Annotated in this window: 19 protein-coding genes; 10 read left to right on the top strand and 9 right to left on the bottom strand. The window is 31.6% G+C overall.

The window, feature by feature from the left end:
- The first annotated feature begins 37 nt into the window (after positions 1-37).
- Positions 38-1,816, top strand: a complete 1,779-nt coding sequence (gene argS, locus H526_RS0107985; RefSeq protein ID WP_027392520.1) for an arginine--tRNA ligase — start codon at positions 38-40, stop codon at positions 1,814-1,816.
- 5 nt (positions 1,817-1,821) lie between these two features.
- Here the strand turns inward: argS and H526_RS0107980 are convergent, their stop codons facing one another.
- Positions 1,822-3,810: a tetratricopeptide repeat-containing sensor histidine kinase gene (locus tag H526_RS0107980; RefSeq protein ID WP_027392519.1), complete on the bottom strand. Its 1,989-nt coding sequence runs from the start codon at positions 3,808-3,810 to the stop codon at positions 1,822-1,824.
- Positions 3,811-3,962: 152 nt separating this feature from the next.
- Here H526_RS0107980 and H526_RS0107975 point away from each other — a divergent pair, with 152 nt between their 5' ends.
- Positions 3,963-4,433, top strand: a complete 471-nt coding sequence (locus tag H526_RS0107975) for a GNAT family N-acetyltransferase (RefSeq protein WP_027392518.1) — start codon at positions 3,963-3,965, stop codon at positions 4,431-4,433.
- On the opposite strand, the gene H526_RS0107970 is transcribed toward H526_RS0107975, so the two are convergent.
- The 3 genes from H526_RS0107970 to H526_RS0107960 all read right to left on the bottom strand — a co-directional run bounded on the left by H526_RS0107970 (position 4,430) and on the right by H526_RS0107960 (position 8,406).
- On the bottom strand, positions 4,430-6,889 hold the full coding sequence (locus H526_RS0107970) for a TonB-dependent receptor plug domain-containing protein (RefSeq protein WP_051336055.1): 2,460 nt from the start codon (positions 6,887-6,889) through the stop codon (positions 4,430-4,432). The genes H526_RS0107975 and H526_RS0107970 overlap by 4 nt on opposite strands.
- A gap of 32 nt (positions 6,890-6,921) precedes the next feature.
- Positions 6,922-7,824 carry a FecR family protein gene (locus tag H526_RS0107965; protein ID WP_027392516.1) on the bottom strand — a complete coding sequence of 301 codons (903 nt, stop codon included), beginning with the start codon at positions 7,822-7,824 and terminating at the stop codon, positions 6,922-6,924.
- A 66-nt stretch (positions 7,825-7,890) separates the two neighbouring features.
- On the bottom strand, positions 7,891-8,406 hold the full coding sequence (locus H526_RS0107960; protein ID WP_027392515.1) for an RNA polymerase sigma factor: 516 nt from the start codon (positions 8,404-8,406) through the stop codon (positions 7,891-7,893).
- Positions 8,407-8,485: 79 nt separating this feature from the next.
- Between H526_RS0107960 and H526_RS0107955 the strand changes: the two genes are divergently transcribed.
- From H526_RS0107955 to H526_RS0107935, 5 genes are all read left to right on the top strand, one after another.
- Positions 8,486-9,175 (top strand): hypothetical protein, encoded by a 690-nt coding sequence (locus tag H526_RS0107955; RefSeq protein WP_027392514.1) that lies wholly within the window; start codon positions 8,486-8,488, stop codon positions 9,173-9,175.
- 135 nt (positions 9,176-9,310) lie between these two features.
- A complete protein-coding gene (locus tag H526_RS0107950) occupies positions 9,311-10,681 on the top strand; it encodes a fasciclin domain-containing protein (RefSeq protein ID WP_027392513.1) in 1,371 nt (456 codons plus the stop codon).
- 167 nt (positions 10,682-10,848) lie between these two features.
- The gene (locus tag H526_RS28645) at positions 10,849-12,636 is read left to right on the top strand and encodes a fasciclin domain-containing protein (protein ID WP_051336054.1); all 1,788 of its coding nucleotides are present in this window, start codon (positions 10,849-10,851) and stop codon (positions 12,634-12,636) included.
- A 214-nt stretch (positions 12,637-12,850) separates the two neighbouring features.
- Positions 12,851-14,179 (top strand): signal recognition particle protein, encoded by a 1,329-nt coding sequence (gene ffh / locus H526_RS0107940; RefSeq protein ID WP_027392512.1) that lies wholly within the window; start codon positions 12,851-12,853, stop codon positions 14,177-14,179.
- Positions 14,180-14,215: 36 nt separating this feature from the next.
- Positions 14,216-15,100: a bifunctional 5,10-methylenetetrahydrofolate dehydrogenase/5,10-methenyltetrahydrofolate cyclohydrolase gene (locus tag H526_RS0107935; protein ID WP_027392511.1), complete on the top strand. Its 885-nt coding sequence runs from the start codon at positions 14,216-14,218 to the stop codon at positions 15,098-15,100.
- 302 nt (positions 15,101-15,402) lie between these two features.
- Here H526_RS0107935 and H526_RS30725 read toward each other — a convergent pair whose 3' ends face one another.
- From H526_RS30725 to rho, 3 genes are all read right to left on the bottom strand, one after another.
- Entirely contained in the window at positions 15,403-16,563 is a 1,161-nt protein-coding gene (locus H526_RS30725) for an SH3 domain-containing protein (RefSeq protein WP_147404189.1), read from the bottom strand.
- Between the two features lie 892 nt (positions 16,564-17,455).
- On the bottom strand, positions 17,456-18,127 hold the full coding sequence (msrA, locus tag H526_RS0107925; protein WP_027392510.1) for a peptide-methionine (S)-S-oxide reductase MsrA: 672 nt from the start codon (positions 18,125-18,127) through the stop codon (positions 17,456-17,458).
- A 168-nt stretch (positions 18,128-18,295) separates the two neighbouring features.
- A complete protein-coding gene (rho, locus tag H526_RS0107920) occupies positions 18,296-19,969 on the bottom strand; it encodes a transcription termination factor Rho (RefSeq protein ID WP_027392509.1) in 1,674 nt (557 codons plus the stop codon).
- 200 nt (positions 19,970-20,169) lie between these two features.
- Between rho and H526_RS0107915 the strand changes: the two genes are divergently transcribed.
- Positions 20,170-20,580: a DUF4293 domain-containing protein gene (locus H526_RS0107915; protein ID WP_027392508.1), complete on the top strand. Its 411-nt coding sequence runs from the start codon at positions 20,170-20,172 to the stop codon at positions 20,578-20,580.
- Positions 20,581-20,637: 57 nt separating this feature from the next.
- Here the strand turns inward: H526_RS0107915 and H526_RS0107910 are convergent, their stop codons facing one another.
- A complete protein-coding gene (locus H526_RS0107910; protein WP_027392507.1) occupies positions 20,638-21,132 on the bottom strand; it encodes a metallophosphoesterase family protein in 495 nt (164 codons plus the stop codon).
- Between the two features lie 118 nt (positions 21,133-21,250).
- Between H526_RS0107910 and truA the strand changes: the two genes are divergently transcribed.
- Both truA and H526_RS0107900 read left to right on the top strand, forming a co-directional pair.
- Complete coding sequence (truA, locus tag H526_RS0107905) at positions 21,251-22,000, top strand: tRNA pseudouridine(38-40) synthase TruA (protein WP_027392506.1); 750 nt, start codon at positions 21,251-21,253, stop codon at positions 21,998-22,000.
- Positions 22,000-23,766: an ABC transporter ATP-binding protein gene (locus tag H526_RS0107900; protein ID WP_027392505.1), complete on the top strand. Its 1,767-nt coding sequence runs from the start codon at positions 22,000-22,002 to the stop codon at positions 23,764-23,766. The genes truA and H526_RS0107900 overlap by 1 nt, the downstream gene beginning before the upstream one ends.
- On the opposite strand, the gene H526_RS0107895 is transcribed toward H526_RS0107900, so the two are convergent.
- On the bottom strand, positions 23,763-24,539 hold the full coding sequence (locus H526_RS0107895; protein WP_027392504.1) for a DUF3667 domain-containing protein: 777 nt from the start codon (positions 24,537-24,539) through the stop codon (positions 23,763-23,765). The genes H526_RS0107900 and H526_RS0107895 overlap by 4 nt on opposite strands.
- Positions 24,540-24,565 lie beyond the last annotated feature (26 nt).

Raw genomic sequence — 24,565 nt, 5'->3', positions numbered from 1 at the left:
TGCTGCCTGATTTTTATATCAAAATACAATTCATAAAATGGCATTACAACAAACTATTACAGAACAAGTAAAAGCGGCAATAAAAGAATTATATAGTGCAGATTTAGAATCCGTAGAGTTACAAGGTACTCGTAAGGAGTTTGAAGGAGATATTACGGTTGTTGTTTTTCCGATGTTGCGAGTAGTAAAAGGGAACCCAGTTCAAATAGGAGAAGCTTTAGGAGCTTATTTAATTGAGCATATGAAAGAAATTACTTCTTTTAACGTAGTAAAAGGATTTCTTAATTTAGTAATAGAAGATCAATATTATTTAGATTTTTTTGCTAAAATAAAAGATATTAATAATTATGGTTTTGCTAACCCGTTAAAGGGAGATAAGGCAGTAATGGTTGAATATTCTTCTCCTAATACAAATAAACCATTGCATTTAGGACATATTCGAAATAACTTATTAGGTTATGCCGTAGCCGAAATAATAAAGGCTAGTGGTAAAAAAGTATATAAAACTCAGATTATTAACGATAGAGGAATACATATTTGTAAAAGTATGGTAGCCTGGCAAAAGTTTGGGAATGGAGAAACTCCTGACTCTACAGGTTTAAAAGGAGATAAGTTAGTAGGGAATTATTATGTGCGTTTTGATAAAGAGTATAAAAATCAGATATCAGAATTGGTAGCATCAGGAAGAACGGAAGATGAGGCAAAAAAAGAAGCCCCTATTCTTGTTGAAGCCCAAGAAATGCTTAGAAGCTGGGAAGCAGGAGATGCGGATGTTGTGGACCTGTGGAAGACTATGAATAATTGGGTTTATGCAGGATTTGATCAAACATATAAGACGTTAGGTGTTGATTTTGATAGCTATTATTATGAAAGTAACACATATCTTTTAGGGAAAGATAATATAGAAGAAGGTTTATCGAATGGAGTGTTTTTTAAGAAAGAAGATGGATCTGTTTGGTGTGATCTCACAGATGAAGGTTTAGATGAAAAATTAGTGTTACGTAGTGATGGTACTGCTGTATATATGACACAGGATATAGGTACAGCTATCCAACGTGTAAAAGATAATCCTGATATCGGAGGAATGATTTATACTGTTGGTAACGAACAGGATTATCATTTTAAAGTTCTTTTTCTAATTCTTAAGAAGTTAGGATATGACTGGTCTAAAAATTTACATCATTTAAGTTATGGAATGGTTGATCTTCCAAGCGGTAAAATGAAAAGTAGAGAAGGTACCGTTGTAGATGCGGATGATCTTATTGTCGAAATGGCAGTGACCGCTGGAGAAATTTCAAAAGAATTGGGGAAACTTGATGGCTATTCTGAAGAAGAGAAGAATTCAGTCTATAAAACTATTGGTTTAGGAGCATTAAAATATTTCATTCTTAAAGTAGATCCTAAGAAAAGAATACTATTTGATCCTTCAGAATCAGTAGACTTTCAAGGAAATACCGGTCCTTTTATTCAATATACTTATGCAAGAATTCAGGCTATTTTGCGTAAAGCGGATTTCAATTCGAGTACTTCTGTAAGTGATATAGTATTGGATGGAAAAGAAAAAGAATTGATTAAATTGTTAGAGATGTATCCTGATATTATACAGAGTGCAGCTAAGGATTTAAGCCCTGCAATTGTTGCTAATTACACATATGATTTAGTAAAGGCGTATAATTCGTTTTTTCAGAATGTATCAATATTTGGAGCAGATTCTGAAACCGAGAAAGTTTTTAGAGTTCAACTGTCTGAAATGGTGGGTAAAACTATTAAATCTGCATTTAGTCTACTTGGGATTCAGGTTCCAGAGCGTATGTAATTATTTTAAGAGTTTTGGTTTTTTGGTAGAGTAATACAAAAAGAACTTCCTTTTCCAAGAGTACTTTCAACAGATAGAGTCCCTTGGTTAAGAGCGATCAATTCTTTACAAATATTTAACCCTAATCCAGTACCAGCTTCGTTGTTAGTTCCTTTTGTGGTCAAGGTTTCTTCAGAAAAAATTTTCTTTAGATTTTCTTCAGATATTCCAATTCCGGTGTCATTAAAATAGATTTTTACAACGTTCTCTTCTTCTTTTTTAAATAAGGTTATGGTGTCTCCAGGATTGCAAAATTTTATTGCATTTGCAATCAGGTTCTGGGTTACTATGGTACACATATCTTTATCGGCATATACCTGTGTGGTGTTTTTTAAGCCATTAATGATTTTGATTTCTTTTTGAGAAGCTTTTGATGAAAAAAATATAATTTTTTCTCGTATAATTTCCGAAAAATCGTACGTATTAGGGTTTGCCTTAAGCTCATTCATCTGAGATTTGGACCAGTTTAATAGATTAGTTAATAATAGGGATGTTTGATGGGCACTATTAGAAAGTAAAGGGATTATCTCTTTAAATTCATTTTCAGAAATTACATCATCTCTTAATAAATTAAGAGTGTTATCTAAACCGTGTATTTCATTTTTTAAATCATGAGATACAATAGAAAATAATTTGTTTTTTACTTGATTGGATTCATTTAACTCTTTTATATATTTAGCTCTTTCTAATCTACTTTTTACTATTCCTATTATAAAAATGAAGGCAACAACAAAAGCTGCAATTGCCAAATAGGTATATATTTTCTGTTTGAACAATTCTTCTTTAGCTAATTGTTCACTTTTTTTTTGTTTATCTAAAGTTATTTGTTGCTTTTTTTCATCTTCAACTCTTCTTTTTACAAGTTCTATTTTTTGACTAGTTTCTTTAAGTGTATGAGCATTAAATAAATTATTATATTTTTTTTGCCATTTATATGCGTCTAGATATTTTCCTTGTGCAGAGTCTAGAGTAGAGGATAAATCATAACAGTTGAGAAGTAATGGCGTAGAATTAAGCTTTTGTGATTCAGTAGTAGCTGAAGAGATATAGCTTTCAGCATCTTGAAATTTCTTAGTCTTTATAGCAACTTCGCCAAGAGATAATTTTGTTCTGATTAGTCTTTCTTTATAGGCTACTTTGCCTCCAATAAAAAGTGCAGATTCATAATACTTTTTGGCTTGCTGGTACTCTTTTTTAATAAAAGATATTCTGCCTAGAGCACTATATGCCTCAGCAATTCCATGACTATCATTTTCTCTTTTATTAATTGTTAAAGATTCATTTAGTAATACCAATGCACTATCTAATTTTTTTTCTTTGATATAAATTAGTGCTAAATTATTAAGAGTAGAACCTATAGTTTTCGAGTTTGTATTTCGTTTTAGTGCTAATGATTGATAATAATATTTTTTGGCGGATTCGAGCTCATTAATGTCTCCATAGACGTTTCCAATGTTGTTAATAGTTGTGGATAGACTAGCACTATCTTTTAATTTTTCATAATATTGATTAGCTTCTAAAAGATGTGTAATGCTTTTTTCGGGATTTCCTAGTCGTTGTTCAATAACTGCTTTGTTATTTTGAATTATCGCCAGCCCTCTTGTGTAATTTATTCTTCCGTAGTATAAAGCAGCTTGATCAAAACACTTTAAAGCTTCATATAAATCATCAGTGTGATTATAGATAGCAGCTTTTTCGTTATGTATCTGTCCAACACCTTTATCGTATTTGATCTCTTTAGAAATTCTAATAACGCTATCGCAATATTTTAAACCTTCTTCAAATTTTTCATTTAAATTCAATTCATAGATCAAATCAGCTGCAAGATTAATATTTAAGGAATCCGATATAGATTTTGTAACCTGAATAATGCTATCCAGTTTTTTTTGTTGTGATAACCCAATACTACTAGTAAATAATAGTAGAATGGTAAAGCAATAATAGGTATGTTTCATAAAAATAATTTAGGGCACTTAAAAATTACGATATTTATCGTTGATTTTATGTTTTTTTTAACTAAAAATTTCATTCCTACGGCATTTTTTTTATTTTTATAGGAAATGTTGTTTTACCCCATAATAAAAGAAGTATTCTTCTATCTAACTAAATGAATTATCAAATATCCAAAGCTACTGACAGTGATTTGCCATTAATGCAACGATTATTCTATCAAACAGTTACCATCTATGGTTCTAAGATTTTTACCAAAGAAGAGGTGAAAATATTTTCTAGACTAGCATTAGATAAAAAACACTGGAAAGCAAAGTTTGTGGATGACTATGTATATAATGCTAAACTTAATGGAGAAGTTATTGGTTCATTTTCGCTTAGTAAAAATGGGGAAATAGAATATATTTTTGTTCATCAAAATTATCAAGGAAGAGGAATAGCAAAGAAACTTTACCAGACTTTAGAAGAAGTCGCAAGAGAAGCGAACATGTTAACCTTAAGCACTCAAATTAATTCTAATACAAAAGATTTTTTCAAAAAAAATGATTTTGAGATTATTCAAAATATAGAAAAAGTTGCGGGAGGAGAAGATATTGTTGGGTATAATGGTGTTAAAAAACTTGGTTAGAAACTTAATCTAAAAACAGCATTAGGTGTAATGCCTAAACCAAATTCTTTTATTGTTTCAATTTCACTTTGATTTCTTATGACGAAATATTGATTAAAAATGTTTTCTTGATTTAAAAGATTCCAAATTGAAAACCCAGCTAAACCGTTAATGCTTTTTCCTATTTTAAAAGTATAGGTAGATGAAAGATCGATTCTGGTGTAGCTATTTAATCTATTGCCATTAGGATTTTGGTAATTTATGATATCATTTTCAATGCTATTTGTCGTATTAGGAAATGTAGTTGGTTTTCCACTATGCCAATTTATACCAGCGGATATCTTTAGGTTTTTATTATTATATGCAGCTGCAAAGTTTACGTTATGCCTAATATCAATATTGTTGGCAAAATTGGATGGACTTAAATTAGAGAATGAGTATTCATTATCTGCATACGAATAACTAAGCCAAGTACTAAAGTTTTTAAATCTCTTGTTAATCAAAAAATCAATTCCTAATACTTCGTATGAACCGTGATCATTAGTGAATTCGAATTGATTCTGAAATCCTTGACTTCTAGTAATAATTCCTTTTACATCCTTATAGTATATATCTGTAGTTATAAGCCAATTATTATGATTATAGCTAAGGCCTATAGAAGCTTGTCTACTTTTTAAAACAGGAATGTTTTCATCATTAGATAATACCCATCTTCTATTTTCAATGCCTAGAAAATCATTCTGTAGATCTATAACTTGAGATGTAGATTGACTTTTGATTTCTCCTAAAACCTCAATTGTAAAGTGATTATTAAATCTTTTGTAAAAATTAATTCTTGGTTCGAGAATGTATGTGTCAAACTTTTCTAAGTAATTAAGACGAGCACCTAGGTTTGCATATATAGAACTGCTGTCAGAATTATATTCTATCTCAGAAAATAAACTATGCGTACGAATTACTTCTTTAGTAAGATCTCTAAATGTTGGATTATTTAATTCTTGTAAATATGATATACCAGTTTCATTGAATTGGTATCCATTTTTCAAATTAATATTTGCATCAGTTTTAAGAAATGTATTTAGTTTTAAACCATTTTCTAGAACATCATTGTTTTGTATAAGTCGCTGATTATTTGGTATGTCAGAATTAATTGTTTCTAGGACATAATTTGTGCCATACAATAGTAGTTCACTCTGAAAAAGTTTACTCCAATTTCTTTGATAAAGAATACCACCTACGATGTTGTTTTGTGTAGCACTACTTTCTCTAGAGTTATTAATCTGGGTGTCAGAAGAATTTTCTTGAAAAACTAGGTTGTTTCGCATTAGAAGAGCGTTCACTTTTATAAGATCTTTTGGAGATAATTGATATAGCCATCTCATACTTATATCATAGAAAGAAAATCGCTCTCCAGAATTATTAGTGCTAAATACTTCAGAATTTTGGAATGCTTTGTCAAAGTACTGATTATATGTTGGTGTTTCTAATATATCATTAATAGAATGTCTTACTGCTAATTGAATGGATGATTTTTTATTTATTGGAGTATCTAAATAAGTATCAACACTAATTAAATTTAAACCAATACTTGCGTCTAACTTATTGTTAATTTTGTTAGTCGTATTCATTGTTATTACACTTGAAACACCATCACCATATTTGGCGCTTGAACCATTTTTGTATACCTGAACATTTTTAGTTAAGTAAGGATTAAATGCGGAGATAAGCCCAAAAAAGTGACTAGATTGATACATTTTAATACCATCCCATAGAATTAGGTTTTGATCATTAGTACCTCCCCTTACATTGATATCAGAAACAGTTTCGTTTACACTAAGAACTCCTGGAAGTGCTTGTATAGTTTGTAATAGGTCTGGTTCTGTAAGACCAGGCAAAATACCAAAATCATTATAATCGATTTGAATAGAACCATCAAGTTGTTTATCTATCCCTTTAATTAAATAGTCATTTAGGACGATTTCGTTTATATACTCTAGTTTTTGAATTAATGTTATTTTTTTACAAGGTTTGTTAAAAAAATCAAGTGCAGAAACAGTGACTGGTGAGTAACCTAAAAAACTAATTTTAATTTTTTCATTAGGATAATTCACTTTAAGCGTGAAATTGCCATTAATATCACTAATAGAGGTGTCATCGATTCCTTGAATAGAAGCGTCAGATATATTTCTATTAGTGATGTCAACTAAAACACCACATATTTCTGTAAACTTAAAACTAATAGCAACAGAATTGTTTTTTAGGATCGTATAATCGAATGGAGTGTTATTTCTGAGATATACAATGGTTCGTTCGAAAGAAATAGAATCAGAAGGTTTAATAATATTAATATTTTCCAATTCTTGGTTTACATAAGAAAAATCATACCCAAATTTTTTCTGTATAGTATTTAAAAACGATATAAGTGAAATCGTATCTTTTTCGGTTTGAGAATTTACCTTAAAAAGAAAAAATAACATTAAAAAAATAAAAATGAGGATTTTGGGTTTAATCACTCTTTAGATAAAGTTACTGTTTTGTTATTAATCACATATTTTATACGCATTGGAATCGTAACCGATTTTAATGCATTTTCAATATTTGAATGTACAAAATTACCTGTAAATAGTATAGAAGTATCTATATTTTTTGTTTGTAGCGTAACTCCAAATTGCCATTCCAATTCTTTAAGAACTTTAGAAAAGGGAACTTTGTAAAAAGAACTTTTATTATCGTACCATTTAGGTAGCCGGTCAATAGTTTTCTTATTCAAAATATCATTTGAATCATATTCTAGCACATCTCCAGCTCTCAAATACTTTGTTTCATCACCTATAGCAACACCAACAACTCCTTCGTAACAAATTACTTCAAAAAAGTTTCCTCTTTGCTTAATGTTAAACCTAGTTCCTATAACACTTACGATCCCTGATGGGGTATGGACATCAAATTTTTTACCTTTAGCTACTTTAAAATATGCTTCTCCTTGCAATAATATTTTACGTTCACTTTCCCAGTTTTTTTCATTGTAAGTTAATGAAGAGGTAGCATTAAGTCTTATCATTGAATCATCAGGAAGATTAATTGTAGATTTATCACTTATAGTTTTTATTGTAGTATCATATTGTTTGAAAAAAGAAAAATATAAGCCAATCCCAATTACAAAAATTGCAGCTACAGGAAACAATATTTTAACATAAGATTTTCTTTTTGATATTCGTTTTTTCTTAGATAAATAGTTAGTAAGGTTTTGTAAATTACTTATTGTATCATAATCAGGTGCATTAAATTTTTTAGCCGTTTCTGATATTTTTACATAAGAATCATAGGCGTCCAATTTCTCAAACGCCTCTGATTCCTGCTTAGTGAGTTGATCATTATTCAACCACTTATTAATAAGATTCTCCTTTTTCATAACAAGTTTCTTAATATTATAACAACTGATAGGTGAAAATTCCTACCCAGGTTTTTAAATTATTTTTTAAATTCCTTCAATATCTTTTCTCAACTTTTCTAGAGCACCATAAATTCTTTTTTCTACTGCTTTTCTAGAAATACCTAATAAATCAGCAATTTCTTTGTGCTTTTTGCCTTCTATTCTATTCATCAAAAACGCAACTCTTTGAGATTCTGTTAAGTTAGATAGTGCATTTTGATATTTTAAAAGATATTCTTTTTCCTCCATTATAAATTGAGGACTTTCATTTGTACTACTTTTTGTTTCTGTTAACTTATAATTTAATTTTACTTTATCATGTTTTATCTGATTTAAAGTAAGATTATTAGCTACGGTGAATAAAAAACTCTTTGCTTTTTCTATTGAAACTTTATTACAATTATCCCATAACTTAATAAAAGCTTCCTGAACTTGATCTTTAGGATTTATATGAGAACCATATTTGTAATAAATGAAGTCGTGAAGATTTTTAGAATGTTTTTTAAATAATTCTGAAAACAGTCTTTCCTCGCAAACATCTTTGAAGAGAGTTTTTGGCATTTTGAATTTTTTCCAAAATTAAAAAAAAACTTAAGCTAGTGGGAATTTGAGTACTTAAATTGTTATAATAATGAATTAAATGAAGAAAAGTACTATGGAAAAAATGAGAAATTGTATAATCTTAATACTTGTGAGTTTTACGGTATTAATGATTTCTTGTCAAGAGGAGGAGAGAGAACTTATTGATCCTGAGTTGGATAATGCCATTCGTCAGGATTCGCAACTCGCAGGGTTAATGAGGAATATTGTTACTCACGATGGGTCTTTTGATGATTTAGTTGATGGAGGTAATTGTTATAGTATTAACTTACCATATTCGATACTGCTAAATGGTACAGATGAAATAATCATCAATCAAATTTCAGATTATGATCTTTTTACAGAATCAGATAATATTCAGATCCAATTTCCTATTACCGTTACACAACATAATTATATAGAAGAAATAATCGAAAACGAATCACAATTACAAACATTGGCTAATAGTTGTGAGTTACAGGATGATGATATAGAATGTATTGATTTTATATACCCTTTTAGGTTTGCAACTTATAATACCTCTAACAATATTTTAAATACAATAGAAGTAATTCATGATGCACAAGTGTATGGATTTATGGATAATCTTGATGAAAATACGTTAGTTGCCATTAATTACCCTTTGAGATTATCATTAAGTGATGGGACCAGTATAGAAGTAATACATAATGATCAATTAGTATCTGAGATACTAACATTTGAAACATCTTGTGATGAAAATGACGGATAGTTTTGTTTAATTTTTTTAATAAAATAGTTAAACAAAAAGTTAAAAAAATACTAAAATCATTTTTTGAGGTAGCACTTTTACTTTATCAGTTGTTTCATCAACGAACAATAAATTAAAAAAATAAAAACCAATAACATGAAAAATTTCTTCAAAAAAGCTTTTTTAGCATTCTGTATTATTTCAATTGCTTCTTGTAGTGATGACGACGATACTACATTTATCCCCGATGCAATGACAATAGCTGATTTTGTTGCAGATAATGCGGATTATAGCTCTTTATTAGCTGCATTGGAAAGAACAGATTTAGACGTAACATTAAATGGGAATGGTAATTTTACTGTATTTGCACCTAACAACGCTGCATTTACTGAATTTTTAGATGGAACACCATTAGAAGATGTGCCTGTTGAAACGTTAGAGCAAATTTTATTAAACCACGTTTTAGGAACTACGCAAGCTTCTACTAGTCTAACAACAGGTTATGTGAAGAATTTAGCTACAGAATCTAATTCTAATACTAATATCAGCATGTATATTAATACAGCAAATGGTGTAGTAATAAATGGGGAGTCTACTGTAACAACTCCAGATATAATGACAGATAATGGTATTATACACGCAGTGGATAAAGTAATTCCATTGCCTACGATGCTTACTTTTGTGACAGCTGATAGTAATTTCTCTTCACTTGCTGGAGCAGCAACTACACCTGGTTTTGACACGGATTTTGTAGCTGTATTAAGTGGTGCAGATAGTAATTTAACATTACTGGCGCCTGATAACGATGCATTCACAGATTTAGGAGATATTTCTGGATTATCAACTGCTGCATTAGAGCAGGTCTTATTAAATCACGTAATTGCCGGAACAAATATTTCGACAGCTCTTACTACTAGTTATAATAATACATTAGCTACCTACGGTGATACTATGGATAACTTAAGTATTTATATAAATACTGAAAGTGGAGTTTCTTTTAATGGTATATCCGATGTTAGTGAAGCAGATATTGTTGCTTCTAATGGAGTAATTCATAAGGTGGACGCTGTAATTACGCTACCAACAGTGGTTACTTTTGCTACAGCTGATGCAACTTTTAGTAATCTTGTAGCGGCTCTTACCAGAGATGATCAATTAGATGAAAATTATGTTTCTATATTGAGTACAGAAAATGGAACATCCCCGGCACCTTTTACTGTGTTTGCTCCAACAGATGATGCATTTGCTAGCCTTTTAACAGAACTTGGAGCAGCTTCCTTAGCTGATATAGAAGAAGCTACATTAACGGCTACTTTAAATCTTCATGTTGTAGCAGAAGCAAATGTTAGAGAAGAAAATTTAATGACTGGTACAGTAACTACATTAGGAGGAGATATTACTGCTGATGCAACAAATGCAACATTAACAGATGTTAATGATAGAGTAAGTAATATTATTGTTACCAATGTTCAGGCTGCTAATGGTGTAATCCATGCGATTGATAAGGTAATTCTTCCTGCACTATAAGAAGAAATTAACTAGAACAGTAAACTAAAATATATAGTGCACTGCACCTCTAGATTATAATTCCCCCCGAAAGGGCATTTAGATATTGAATCTCCCTATTAATTCAGGACTAAATGCCCTTTTTTCTCACACATATTTTAAATATTAACTAATTTAAATTCAAACTCATGAAAACGCTAATCAAAAGATTAACGGTACCATTTTTGTGCCTTATTTTAACGAACTTCATTATTTCTTGTCAAAATGATAATAATGAATTAGACCCCGAAAACCCTGATCAAATCGAATTTGGAGAGTCAAAAATTATTAGTTTTGACGAAGTTGAGGAAATGACTCAGAATATTATCGATGGTGAGTTGCTTGAACCCGTAAACGAAGATGAAGCTTTTGGCAGTTCTAAAGATTCTAGATTCGATATCAGTAGAGAACGACGAGTATATGATTTTTCTGCAACAGTTAATAGTGGAACTGGAGCAGGAACAGATATTACAGGTAAACTTCGCTTAAACTTCACCTTATATCACGCTAGCTTTACAATCGTTCGAGGAAATTTGGTATTACCCGATGGGACTAAAGCTAGGACTAGAGGAGCTATTGTAAGTGACGGAATTGTTTATTTAATAATTGACCCTCCTGGTAGAAATTTGATTTTTGCAATTGGAAGAGTAGATGAAGAAGGTGATCTAGAAGGACACTTTAGAATTTTTGGAAATGGGATAGGAAGAGGAGATTGGAATGCTGAACTAGTTAAAACTATTTTCCCTGATAAAACGATTGTGGATTTAATTGTAGAAGATGGTAGATTCACATCTTTAATTGGGGCTTTACAAGCCACAGATTTAGTAGCTCCTTTGTCCGGAGAAGGCCCGTTCACAGTTTTTGCACCTACAGATGAGGCATTTGCAGCATTAGATGAAGTTCCGGAGTTAGAAGTGTTAAAACAGGTGCTGTTGTATCATGTAGCAAGTGGAAGATTTAATACACCAAGATTGTTAAGAGAAGAAATGATAGAAACATTACAAGGTGAAAATGTTAAAGTAAGTCTTGATGAAAACAATGAAATTGTTATAAATGACACTGTTAAGTTGCTTTCTGCAAATATTGGTGGTTCTAATGGAGTAATCCAAATCATAGATGCAGTATTAATACCACCATCTTTTCAGCCTTTACCATCAATTGTAGAGATAGCTGTCGCAACTCCAGAGCTTTCTACTTTAGTAGGAGCATTGCAATCTGCTAATTTAGTAGATACATTAAACGGAGAAGGACCTTTTACAGTATTTGCACCAACTAATGATGCATTTGCTGCTTTAGATGCAATTCCAGGAGGAGAAGCTTTAATAGAGGTGCTTTTGTATCACGTAGCAGCAGGAAGATTTACTGCAGAAGAGTTAATTACCGGGCAAACAGTTACCACAGTACAAGGAGATGAAGTAACCATTGAAATGATCAATGGAGAGGTGTTTTTAAATGGTACTATAAAAGTACTTTTGGCAGATATCGAAGCGTCTAATGGTATTATACACATAATTGATGGAGTATTACTCCCTCCAGCCGATCTTCAATCTATTGTCGAAATCGCGGTTGCAACTCCAGAGCTTTCTACTTTAGTGGGGGCATTACAGGCAGCTAATCTGGTAGATACACTAAATGGAGAGGGACCTTTTACCGTATTTGCACCAACTAATGATGCATTTGCTGCTTTAGATGCAATTCCTGGAGGAGAAGCTTTAACCGAAGTGCTATTGTATCATGTGGCATCCGGTAAATTTACTGCCGATGATTTGCTTACAAGACAAACGGTTACTACTGTTCAAGGAGATGAGGTAACTATTGAAATGATTGATGGACAAGTCTTTCTAAATGAAATTATTAGAGTAGATATTGCAAATATTGAAGCTTCTAATGGTATCGTGCATGTTATTAATGGAGTATTAATTCCTCCATCTTTATAAAGGACATAAAGTTGAATTAGCCTAAGAATAATGTCCGGAAAGCTATTAGAAAGATAACCTTATGTTCTTTCCAATAGCTTTTTTTGTTTCAGTAAAATTTCTTTCTTGATATTTAGAATTCTGTTATTGGCATTCTTTATTAATACACTTCAAATCATTAAATTTGCACCTGTCTACTAAAAAAGTAGATTTTTTCAAAATCTGAAGAAAGCATATGTTTGATAATTTAAGTGATAAGTTAGATAAGGCGTTACATATTCTTAAAGGCCACGGTCAAATTACGGAAGTAAATGTTGCTGAGACACTTAAGGAAGTTCGTAGAGCGTTGGTCGATGCCGATGTTAATTATAAAATCGCCAAAGATTTTACAGCTACTGTAAAGGAAAAAGCGTTAGGTCAGAATGTACTAAAAAGTTTAAAACCTGGTCAATTAATGGTGAAGCTTGTAAAAGACGAGTTAACCGAATTGATGGGAGGAGAAGTAGCAGGTGTTAATCTTTCGGGTAATCCTTCAGTAGTTTTAATGTCTGGATTACAAGGATCTGGTAAAACTACTTTTTCTGGAAAATTAGCAAACTTTCTAAAGAATAAAAAAACTAAAAAACCTCTTTTAGTTGCTTGTGATGTATATCGACCAGCAGCTATTGATCAGTTACATGTAGTTGGAGAACAAATAAATGTAGAGGTTTTTAGTGATAGAGGAAATAATGATCCTGTTGCGATTGCTAAAGCAGGTGTTGCCCATGCTAAAGCGAACGGATTTAATGTAGTTATTATAGATACAGCAGGTCGTTTAGCGGTTGATGAAGTCATGATGACCGAGATTGCTAATATCCATAAAGCGGTTACTCCTAATGAAACATTATTTGTTGTAGATTCAATGACAGGTCAAGATGCCGTTAATACAGCAAAGGCTTTTAATGATGTGTTAAATTTTGATGGTGTTATTCTTACTAAGTTAGATGGTGATACTAGAGGTGGAGCAGCAATTTCTATTAAATCTGTTGTTAATAAACCGATAAAGTTTATTGGTACGGGAGAAAAGATGGAAGCAATTGATGTTTTTTATCCTTCTCGTATGGCAGATCGTATCTTGGGAATGGGAGATGTTGTATCTCTTGTAGAACGAGCTCAAGAGCAATTTGATGAAGAAGAGGCCAGAAAATTACAGAAAAAAATTGCCAAAAATCAATTTGGTTTTGATGACTTCTTAAAACAAATTCAGCAGGTTAAGAAGATGGGTAATATGAAGGATCTGGTTGGAATGATTCCTGGAGCTGGTAAAATGATGAAGAATGTCGATATCGATGATGATGCTTTTAAACACATCGAAGCAATTATTCATTCTATGACCCCTGCAGAACGAACAAAGCCTCAGATCATAAATGCAAGTAGAAAAAAACGCATTGGTAAAGGATCGGGAACTTCTGTACAGCAGGTTAATCAATTGCTTAAGCAGTTTGATCAGATGAGTAAAATGATGAAAATGATGCAAGGTGGAGGCGGAAAGCGAATGATGCAGATGATGGGTAAAATGAAATAATATATAATTAAATTAATAATAGAGTAGGGGCTCAATATGGAAGTTTTAGACGGTAAAAAAGTAAGTAACGATATAAAAAATGAAATTGCTGACGAAGTTCAAAAGATGAAAGATCGTGGCGAGAAAGTTCCGCACTTAGCAGCTGTATTAGTTGGTAATGATGGTGCGAGTCTTACTTATGTTGGTAGTAAGGTAAAGGCATGTGAAAGAATAGGTTTTGAATCTACTTTAGTAAAAATGCCAAGCACTACAAGCGAAGTTGAGCTATTGGCTAAAATTAAAGAACTGAATGAAGATTCTGATATTGATGGATTTATAGTTCAGTTACCACTACCTCCACAAATTGACACTCAAAAAGTATTGTTGGCTGTAGATCCAGATAAAGATGTTGATGGCTTTCATCCAATGAATTTTGGAAAAATGGCTTTGGATATGTCTACTTTTATTCCTGCTACACCATTTGGTATTTTAGAACTTTTAGAACGTTATAATGTTGATACAAAAGGAAAGCATACCGTGGTTATAGGTAGAAGTCATATTGTAGGTAGACCAATGAGTATTTTGATGGGTAGAAAAGGATGGCCTGGTAACTCTACAGTGACATTAACACATAGCCATACAAAAAATATTACTCAAATTATTTCTCAGGCGGATATTGTTATATCGGCTTTAGGTGTTCCTAATTTTCTTAAAGCAGAAATGGTAAAAGACGATGCTGTTATTATTGATGTAGGTATTACTAGGGTAGCTGATGATTCTAGAGAAAGAGGATATAGAATCGTAGGAGATGTGGATTTCGAAAATGTTAGTAAAAAAGCTTCCTTTATTACACCAGTTCCTGGAGGAGTTGGTCCGATGACCATTGCTATGCTTCTTAAAAACACATTGTTGGCTAGAGAGAGACATCGCAATAATGGGTAATGTTTAAAAGATAGTGTTTAAAGGATTTTTTAGATTTATTTATTTTTTAATCTGCAATTAGTTAAATTATTAAAAGCTTTAGGTTTAAAAAAACTTAAAGCTTTTTTATATATGTGGTTTAATTTGATAAACTAATATTTGTTATACTATTGTTTATCATTCTTAATTGTATTTATCTGTAAACATTAAAATAAGTTTTGCGGTATAGCAACAAAAAAAGCGTCCCTAAAAGACGCTTTTTTATCTTACATTTATTATTGGTGATAATAAAATTAATATTTTAAATTATATACCTTCTTGTCTTAGAAAGAATTGAAATCAGACGCTTTGATATTATCTTGATCTTCTGATCCGTTATATAATGTTCCATTATCCATAAGATCTAATGAAAGACTATAATTAGGTACATTTAATCCTGCCTCAGTTTTGATAGTTTTGAAGTCTAAGATGTCCTGTCCTTTTTCATACAAAGCGTTTTTTGTAAACGTTCCTTGACGCTTTCCATTTTTGCTAGGAGACTCTCTCCATTCTTTTCCATAAGCAATAACACAGTAGTATTCCCCTTCTGGTATATTTCTTATAAATTGGGTTTGGCTACTATTGATAAAAACGATTCTCACTGTTTCATCATCTTTCGCAGTTTTACCCATTTTTACTAGTTTAACAACAACGTCCGTATTTTGACCAACCTCTATTTTAAGATAATTATCTAACTTGTATTCATATTTACCTTTAAAGTTAAATGACTTAGGGGTAGCTCCTGATTTATATGCTTTCTTTTCCCAGCTAGAATATTTATTTTCTCTGGTTACCTTAGTAGGAGCAGCAGTTGCTCTTGTTCCAGCATTACTGCCGCCTGAAGCTGTTTTAGATTCAATAGGAGTATACGCAGTTTCTGTAGATCCTAAAGTTCTTTTATTAGCTTCTTCTAGTGCTTTTTGGGTCTCAGCTAATTCAGCCAACCTTCTTCTTTCAGCAGCCGTTTGATTTTGTTTCGCGGCAGCAGCAGCAGCTTCAGCAGCAGCTGCGTCAGCTTCAGCTTGTCTTGTTAATCTTTCTGCTTCAGCAATTGCTTTTCTTGCAGCTTCAGCAGCAGCAATTTTTGCTTGTTCCGCTTTTCTAATTGCTTCTTCTGCTGCAAGTCTAGCAGCATTTCTTCTAGCTTCAGCAGCTTTTGCAGCTCTTTCAGCTTCTGCAATACTACTATCTTCTGCTAGTAATTTTGTTAGTACAAAACCGTTTCCGTTTTTGTATTGAACTGTACTCCAGTCTCCATAACCAGAACTAATAACATATACTTGTGTTCCTTGTGGGATTTCACCAATAATGTCAAAATTTGCTCCTGGTCCAGTTCTTAATTCTAATTTGGCGGTGGACATTAAATAGCGATCCAGCGACTTTATTTGAGCGAAAGTCGAGGAAGTCATCACCAATAGCAAAATAAATGTAAAAATTGATTTCATAATCTTTCTGTGTTTACATAGTTAAAATTCAAAAATAAAGCAGATTAGGGTTCTTTAATCTTAAGACGTTAATCTTTAGTTGCTTTTTTTATACTCTTTTAAAAGTTATTGTTCAAAAATCCGTTCTCAAAAAACATGCCAAACTATTTTTAATGACATTTCTAAATTGTTAACAAAAGTTGCCTTTGTGTTAAATAAAGTAGATTTTTAAAGAACATTTATAAGCTTAAGTTGTTGTTTTTCAGTTAATTAAACATGTTTTCCTTGAGCACAAGTTTAAACTTATTTATTAATCAGCTGAGTTGAAAACTCTTAAACTATAAACAAAAGTAAGTTATTAATATGAAAAACACAACTTGTTTTGACTTTATTTGCATAAAAATCTACTTTTTTTTTAATCAATTTGTGTTTTTCAACGATTATTTTGTGTATTACAACTGATTTACACCGTGTTTATTGGGCTTGAAGTCGGTGAGCGATTTTTTAGTTTTTTTAAAATTTATTTTTACTTTTTTTATCAATGGATTATTAGTGATTGGATTTTGTTTTTTACAATACTTTAACATTTTTAATTATGCATGCATAGTATATTTCTGTATTTTTAAATAGATATTATTCTTCTTGGTGATCTTATCTTTTTGATATTAAGTAGTTTGAGTTTTTTCTTTCTTTGTTTTGTTTTAAATTCTCATATATTTCAGTTTGTTGTATTAGGTATTTTATTTTAAGATTAACATGGCTAATACTCTATTGAAAAATTCACTTATTTACGTTGTTTTTAGATCGAGTTTTGCCTCCGTCAGAAATAGCTGACCGTTTTTGTGGTGTAAGATTTTAGTGAGAATGTGATTATCATTTAAAAGAATTTGTATATGGTCGTTTAGAAAACGATTTAGTGGTTTTCTTTGATTAATTCAGGGAATTTTTTTTGAAAACGTTTTAATCTTGGTATGGATACATTCTGAATATATCTATTATATGGATTTCTTTTTTCGTAATCTTGGTGATAATCTTCTGCTTTCCAAAATTTTTGAAATGGAGTTACTTCTGCTGCGATTTGTCTATTTAAACTTTTGCTAAGAAAGTTTTTCTTTTTTTGAATTATATTTTTTTGTTCATCATTTTGATAAAATATAATTGATCTGTATTGAGACCCGTGATCTGGGCCTTGGCCGTTTATTTGTGTTGGATTTTGGGAACCAAAATAAACGTCAATTAGTGATGAAAAGGAAATTATTTTTGGATCATATAAAACTTCTACAGCTTCTGCGTGCCCCGTGCGTCCAGTATTGCTCGATTCATAGGTGGGATTTTTGGTATGTCCTCCAGAGTATCCAGAGACTACTTCTTGTACGCCAATAACGCTTTCATATACTGCTTCTACGCACCAAAAACATCCGCTGGCGAAATATGCTCGTTCTAATCCATTAATTGGTTCGGTTTGGATAGCTTTTATGTTTTGATTTTGAGCGGTATTACTAATTTGGTTATTATTTTGACTATTACCTTGGCAACTAGTTAGTAAAGTAGAAACGGTGAGTATGCTATATATTAAGGTCTTCATAATTTTTTTTTATAATAGTCTTTGTTTGTTGTTAAACCTTTCAGTGTTTAATCTTTATTGCAAAATTACATAGATGTGCTGATTATGATCCTTAAAAAAACTGTAAATAAAAAAATGGCTGTCATTTTAGTGACAGCCATTTTCTACATTATATATATAAGGTGTGTTTTATCCGTTCATGGAAATCAAGAATTCATCATTGTTTCTTGTTTGTTTAAAACGCTCATTGATAAATTCCATAGCTTCTACAGGATTCATATCCGCTAGGTATTTTCTCATTACCCACATCCTTTGTATTGTGTTTTCGTCTAATAATATGTCATCTCTACGTGTACTTGACGATGTAAGATCAATAGCAGGGAAAATTCTACGATTGGATATTTTACGATCTAATTGTAATTCCATATTACCTGTTCCTTTGAACTCTTCAAAAATAACTTCGTCCATCTTAGAGCCGGTTTCTGTTAAGGCTGTGGCGATAATAGTAAGGGATCCTCCATTTTCTATATTACGTGCTGCTCCAAAGAAACGTTTTGGTTTGTGTAGTGCATTTGCATCAACACCACCACTAAGAATTTTACCAGAAGCAGGTTGTACAGTATTGTATGCTCTTGCTAAACGGGTAATAGAGTCTAGTAGTATTACTACATCATGACCGCATTCTACTAATCTTTTAGCTTTTTCTAAAACTATATTGGCTATTTTCACGTGCTCGTGAGCTTCCTTGTCAAATGTTGATGCTATAACTTCTCCACGAACATTACGCTGCATGTCGGTAACTTCTTCGGGTCTTTCATCGATCAGTAATATCATTTGGTATACTTCGGGATGATTGGCTGCAATTGCATTGGCTACATCCTTTAGTAGCATTGTTTTACCTGTTTTTGGTTGAGAAACGATCATGCCTCGTTGTCCTTTACCAATAGGGGAAAACAAATCCATTATTCGTGTTGATATAGTGCTTTGTCTTTCTGCTAATTTAAATTTCTCTTGTGGAAAAAGTGGTGTTAGGTGTTCAAAAGAAACTCTGTCTCTTACTACTTGAGGATCGAGGCCGTTAATTTTATTTACCTTTATAAGAGGGAAGTATTTTTCACCTTCTTTAGGGGGTCTTACTTGTCCAAGAACTGTATCCCCTGTCTTAAGCCCAAATAGTCTAATTTGTGATTGTGAAACGTATATGTCATCGGGAGAAGAAAGGTAGTTGTAGTCACTAGATCTTAAAAAGCCATAACCATCTTGCATGATGTCAAGTACTCCTTCGCTTTGGATGATTGCATCAAATTCGTAATCTGGTTCTTTATAGCGATTTCTATTGTCTCTATTTCCGTTATCCCTATTTCCGTTATTATCTTTTTTATTATTGTTATTACGGTTTTTGTTTTGGGATTTATCGTTATTTCTATTGCGATTATCTTTCCTGTTATCGTCTTTACGTTCCTCTTTTTTGTCTTCCTGTTTTCTTTGAGGTTTTTTGTTTTCCTTGACCTCTTTCGCAGGTTGGGTGTTCTCCTTAGGCTCTTGTTTAACAGGATTACTTTTTTCTACAGGAGGATTTGTGTCTTTTTTAGCTTGAGGATTTTGAGTGTTTGCGGTTTTACGCGGTCTTCTTTGCCTTGGTGCTTGCTTTGATTGTGGTTTTTCGGTTTTCTTCTCTGTTTTAGTAGAAGAATCTTCTGTGATAACCTCTTTTACCTTGTTAGGGTTTGCTGCCTGGTAATCAAGTATTTGATATACCAAGTCTAACTTTTTCATGGTGCGAAATTTAGGTACATTTAAACTTTTCGCAATTTCCTGTAGCTCAGGAAGCTTTTTTGCTTTTAATTCAGAAATCTCTAACATTTAAATTTGTTATATAATTTAAGGTTCTGGTATTAAATTTTCTAAAGAAGAATTCTAGGAAAATTTTATTTTGAAGGTAAGTAACCTAAATAGAATGGGTTACATAAATTGTGATGCAAGTATACGACTTTATTTTTGATTTTTACACATAATTATGAAAAGAAACTCTTATTTTTGCTTTTCCAAAAGAATAAGGGGGAATGATACAAAGAATTCAATCAGTTTATTTGTTTTTAGTAGTTTTAATATCCGGTGGGTTGTCTACTATTTTGCCTTATGGACTTAATGAAAATGGAGAGGAATTATTACCTCAGGATAATCTTTTGGTTTTGGGAATGTTTGCTGGGTCAGCAATTTTGGCTTTAGTAAGTATTTTTTTATTTAAAAATAGACAGCTTCAATTTGTTTTGGGGCGTATCAATATCTTATTAAACTTTATTTTACTAGGAGTATTTGTTTATTGGTCACTAACATTATCTGGAGAAACCTTGGTTTCGGAGAAAGGTATTGGGATGTTGATTCCTATTATTTCTATCGTTTTATTAGTTGTAGCCAACAAGGCTATAAAAAAGGATGAAAATCTCGTAAAATCTGTAGATCGATTACGATAAACCTAAAATCTTAGTAGTATTAGTGCGTTAGGACCCGGAGTATGCCAACTTCGGGTCTTATTTTTTACCAAGCTCGATTACTTCGAGGTTTTCTATTTTTCCTTTACGTAATGTAAATCGTAACATGGTTCTTACTTTATGAAATCCATGTTTTCCGGCTGCTCCAGGATTCATATGTAATACGCCGTTATTTTTGTCAGGAATCACTTTTAAAATATGTGAATGTCCACATATGAATAATTGCGGTGGGTTTGTTTTTATTTCCTGTATTGTATTGCGATTATATTTTGGTGGATATCCTCCAATATGAGTGATCCAAACAGAAACTTCTTCACAAGAAAATCGCTGATGTAGCGGAAAACAAACTCTGGCTTTGTCATCATCGATATTTCCGTAAACAGCACGAAGTGGTTTAATGGCTTCGATCTTATCGGTTACTTTGAGGTCGCCGATGTCTCCTGCATGCCAAACTTCATCTGCTTCGTTTACATAATGTAAAATACGATCGTCGATATAGCTATGAGTATCGCTAAGTAAGAGTATTTTTTTCAAATTATTGAATAAGAAAGATTTATGATGTAATAAATAAACCGAAGTGTTACTATATAATTCATCTCTATATTATAAAGTATATTTGCGATTAGAACTAGGACAAAAATAGGATAAACCTTTGAGATATTTTTTAGAACTTTCATATAATGGAACTCCATATCATGGATGGCAACGACAACCTAATGCAATTTCTGTACAAGAGGTTTTAGAAAATTCGCTATCATTATTGTTGAAATCTAAGATTGATATTGTTGGTGCTGGTAGAACAGATGCTGGCGTTCATGCAAAACAAATAATGGCTCATTTTGATAATGAGGATGAATTGGACGTTGTTCAATTTCGATATAAGCTTAATTCTCTTCTTCCTAAAGAGATTGCAATAAAAGAAATGAGTTTGGTAAGTGATGATGCGCACGCAAGGTTTGATGCGATAAGTAGGTCTTATGAGTATTTTGTAACACTGTATAAAGACCCTTTTAGCATAGATAGTGCGTATTATCTAAAGAAAGAGTTGGATGTTGACTTGATGAATGAAGCTGCTAAATTACTGTTAAACTATACGAGTTTTAAATGTTTTAGTAAGTCTAAAACCGATGTAAAAACGTATAATTGTACTATTACCCGTGCTGTTTGGGAGATGAATGATAATAAATTAATTTTTAAGATTTCCGCAAATCGTTTTTTAAGAAATATGGTAAGAGCGATTGTTGGAACACTTATAGAAATTGGAGAACATAAATTAGGTTTAGAAGATTTAGAAAGGATAATTAAAAGTGAAAACAGAAGTGAAGCTGGGTATTCTGTGCCAGCTCATGGTTTATATTTGACAGAAGTACAGTACCTAAAAACTATTTATTGTAAAAAATAATGGCTGAAAAAAGCGGAAAGGCATTTGATTTTAAATTATTTAGAAGATTGATTAGTTACACTAATCCTTATCGGTTTACATTTTATTTTGTGGCTTTATCTGCTATCTTATTATCCGCTTTTGCGGTGTTAAGACCTCTCTTATTACAGAAAACAATTGACGAAAGTTTTATTCCTAAGGATGAAAAATTAATAGTTTTTTATATCAGCTTAATATTCGGAGTGTTATTATTGGAGGTTATTTTCCAATTTCTATTTATATATTTTGCTAATTGGTTAGGTCAGGAGGTGATTAGAGATGTTAGAGTGAAGCTCTTTGATCATATGTTAGGTTTTAAGAAACAGTATTATGATAAGTCTGCGGTAGGTAGATTAGTAACTCGTGCAGTGAGTGATATAGAAACGATTGCCAGTATATTTAGTCAAGGACTTTTTATGATCATAAGTGACTTGTTAAAAATGGCGGTTATTCTTTGTTTTATGTTGTACTACAGTTGGCAACTTACCTTAATTGTTTTAGCAATTTTACCTTTTATAATTTTTGCTACTAGGGTTTTTCAAAGAAAAATGAAAACTGCTTTTGAAGAAGTAAGAACTCAAGTTTCTAATTTAAATTCTTTTGTACAGGAACGAATAACTGGAATGAAAATAGTTCAGCTCTTTACTAGAGAGGATATTGAATATGATAGTTTTAAAGAAATAAATGAAAAGCACAAAAAAGGATGGATAAAAACCGTTTGGTATAATTCGATATTTTTTCCTATTGCAGAAATGTCTAGTTCGATCACTATAGGATTAATAGTTTGGTATGGGGGATTAAGAGCTGCGCAGGGTGATGTGATTACCTTAGGTGTTGTAATTGCTTTTATTGAGTTATCTCAAATGCTTTTTAGACCACTGCGACAGATAGCGGATAAGTTTAATACTCTACAAATGGGTATGGTTGCGGCTAATCGAGTATTTGCAGTATTGGATACAAATTCTAAGATAAATGATTTAGGAACGATAGAACTTCAGAATATAGAAGGGAATATTGATTTTAATGATGTTCGTTTTAGTTATATAGAAGGAGAAGAAGTGTTAAAAGGAATCTCGTTTTCTGTTAATTCTGGAGAAACAGTTGCAATTGTAGGGGCCACTGGTGCAGGTAAATCGACAATTATAAATTTGTTAAATAGGTTTTATGAAATCGACGGAGGAGTTATTTCTATTGATAAAAAACCTATTGATACCATTGATTTAAAATCTTTGCGAAGCCATATCGCTGTAGTTTTGCAAGATGTGTTTTTGTTTGCAGATACTATTTTTAATAATATAACGCTAAATAATACGAATATAACAGAGGATCAAGTTGTGAAAGCTGCTAAAGAAATAGGGATTCATGATTTTATAAGTAGCCTTCCTGGCGGTTATCATTATAATGTGAAAGAAAGAGGGGTGATGCTCTCTTCTGGTCAAAGGCAATTGATATCTTTTCTTAGAGCTTACGTTTCTAATCCTGGTGTTTTAGTTTTAGATGAAGCCACATCTTCTATAGATTCTCATAGCGAACAATTGATCCAGGACGCTACCGACAAGATTACAGAAGGTAGAACTTCTATTGTTATTGCTCACCGATTAGCAACCATTAAAAATGCTGATAAAATTATCGTTATGGATAGCGGTAAGATTGTAGAACAAGGAAACCACAATGAGCTGTTGGAGGTTGAAAACGGCTACTACAAAAATCTTTATGATGTGCAATTTTCAGAAGTCCGAGAAGCTTAGTTAAGAAACCCGTATTCTTCAAGAAACTTTGTAGATAGAGCCATCGCAACTGCTAATCCGATAAAGATTAAAAGAATCAATAAGAATCCAATAAGTCCTTTTACGATAACCTTTATGTATTTAATTTTATATAAATTTTTGAATAAAAATGTTGCGTAAATAGCCTGAATCCCTAAAAAAACAAAACTACTTTCTTCTATATAATCACCAAAGCTAAACGAAATTAGATAAGGAATAAAGGTTAATATCGTTAGATGTGCTATTAGGTATGTGTTTATTACGATATGTTCTGTGAAATTATACTTCTTATATTTTCTAAATATAAATTTGGATATAAACGAGTAAAAAGGTATTAATAAAAAATAACCAAGTGTAGGATATTTTTCTGTTACTTCTATAAAAAACTTCAATGTTTCTGATTGGTCATCTAATTTTTCATATTCAGATGCAATGTTAAAAGCTTTTTCCTTTAAGAAGGTTAAGATAGTCGATAATGTAAGTGATAATAGAAAGTATGAAGGTAGATTAAGGTGTTTTTTTCTGACACCATTAATATAATCATCGATTACTAAGTGAGGTTTTATAGTAAGATCTCTAATTGTTTTTATAAAAGTGTTATCTACATTAAGATAGACTTCACTTATTTCTGTAAGTAAGTTTTTAAAAGTAATACGTTTTGTGATTTTTTTAGCACCACAGTTAGAACAGAAATTAACATTTTTTATATTATCTCCACAGTTCTTACAATTATTAACTGCAACAGTTTTATCCATTATATATTACGCTTGTTTTTTTTAAT

Origin of the sequence: Aquimarina latercula DSM 2041, from assembly GCF_000430645.1 — a bacterium.
Lineage (GTDB): Bacteria > Bacteroidota > Bacteroidia > Flavobacteriales > Flavobacteriaceae > Aquimarina > Aquimarina latercula.
This window is presented reverse-complemented; position numbering and strand designations above follow the sequence as displayed.

Bases quoted from the DNA above. Each gene is read 5' to 3' on its own strand.
- argS (WP_027392520.1), top strand. From the start codon at position 38: ATGGCATTACAACAAACTATTACAGAACAAGTAAAAGCGGCAATAAAA.
- H526_RS0107980 (WP_027392519.1), bottom strand. From the start codon at position 3,810: ATGAAACATACCTATTATTGCTTTACCATTCTACTATTATTTACTAGT.
- H526_RS0107975 (WP_027392518.1), top strand. From the start codon at position 3,963: ATGAATTATCAAATATCCAAAGCTACTGACAGTGATTTGCCATTAATG.
- H526_RS0107970 (WP_051336055.1), bottom strand. From the start codon at position 6,889: ATGTTATTTTTTCTTTTTAAGGTAAATTCTCAAACCGAAAAAGATACG.
- H526_RS0107965 (WP_027392516.1), bottom strand. From the start codon at position 7,824: ATGAAAAAGGAGAATCTTATTAATAAGTGGTTGAATAATGATCAACTC.
- H526_RS0107960 (WP_027392515.1), bottom strand. From the start codon at position 8,406: ATGCCAAAAACTCTCTTCAAAGATGTTTGCGAGGAAAGACTGTTTTCA.
- H526_RS0107955 (WP_027392514.1), top strand. From the start codon at position 8,486: ATGAAGAAAAGTACTATGGAAAAAATGAGAAATTGTATAATCTTAATA.
- H526_RS0107950 (WP_027392513.1), top strand. From the start codon at position 9,311: ATGAAAAATTTCTTCAAAAAAGCTTTTTTAGCATTCTGTATTATTTCA.
- H526_RS28645 (WP_051336054.1), top strand. From the start codon at position 10,849: ATGAAAACGCTAATCAAAAGATTAACGGTACCATTTTTGTGCCTTATT.
- ffh (WP_027392512.1), top strand. From the start codon at position 12,851: ATGTTTGATAATTTAAGTGATAAGTTAGATAAGGCGTTACATATTCTT.
- H526_RS0107935 (WP_027392511.1), top strand. From the start codon at position 14,216: ATGGAAGTTTTAGACGGTAAAAAAGTAAGTAACGATATAAAAAATGAA.
- H526_RS30725 (WP_147404189.1), bottom strand. From the start codon at position 16,563: ATGAAATCAATTTTTACATTTATTTTGCTATTGGTGATGACTTCCTCG.
- msrA (WP_027392510.1), bottom strand. From the start codon at position 18,127: ATGAAGACCTTAATATATAGCATACTCACCGTTTCTACTTTACTAACT.
- rho (WP_027392509.1), bottom strand. From the start codon at position 19,969: ATGTTAGAGATTTCTGAATTAAAAGCAAAAAAGCTTCCTGAGCTACAG.
- H526_RS0107915 (WP_027392508.1), top strand. From the start codon at position 20,170: ATGATACAAAGAATTCAATCAGTTTATTTGTTTTTAGTAGTTTTAATA.
- H526_RS0107900 (WP_027392505.1), top strand. From the start codon at position 22,000: ATGGCTGAAAAAAGCGGAAAGGCATTTGATTTTAAATTATTTAGAAGA.
- H526_RS0107895 (WP_027392504.1), bottom strand. From the start codon at position 24,539: ATGGATAAAACTGTTGCAGTTAATAATTGTAAGAACTGTGGAGATAAT.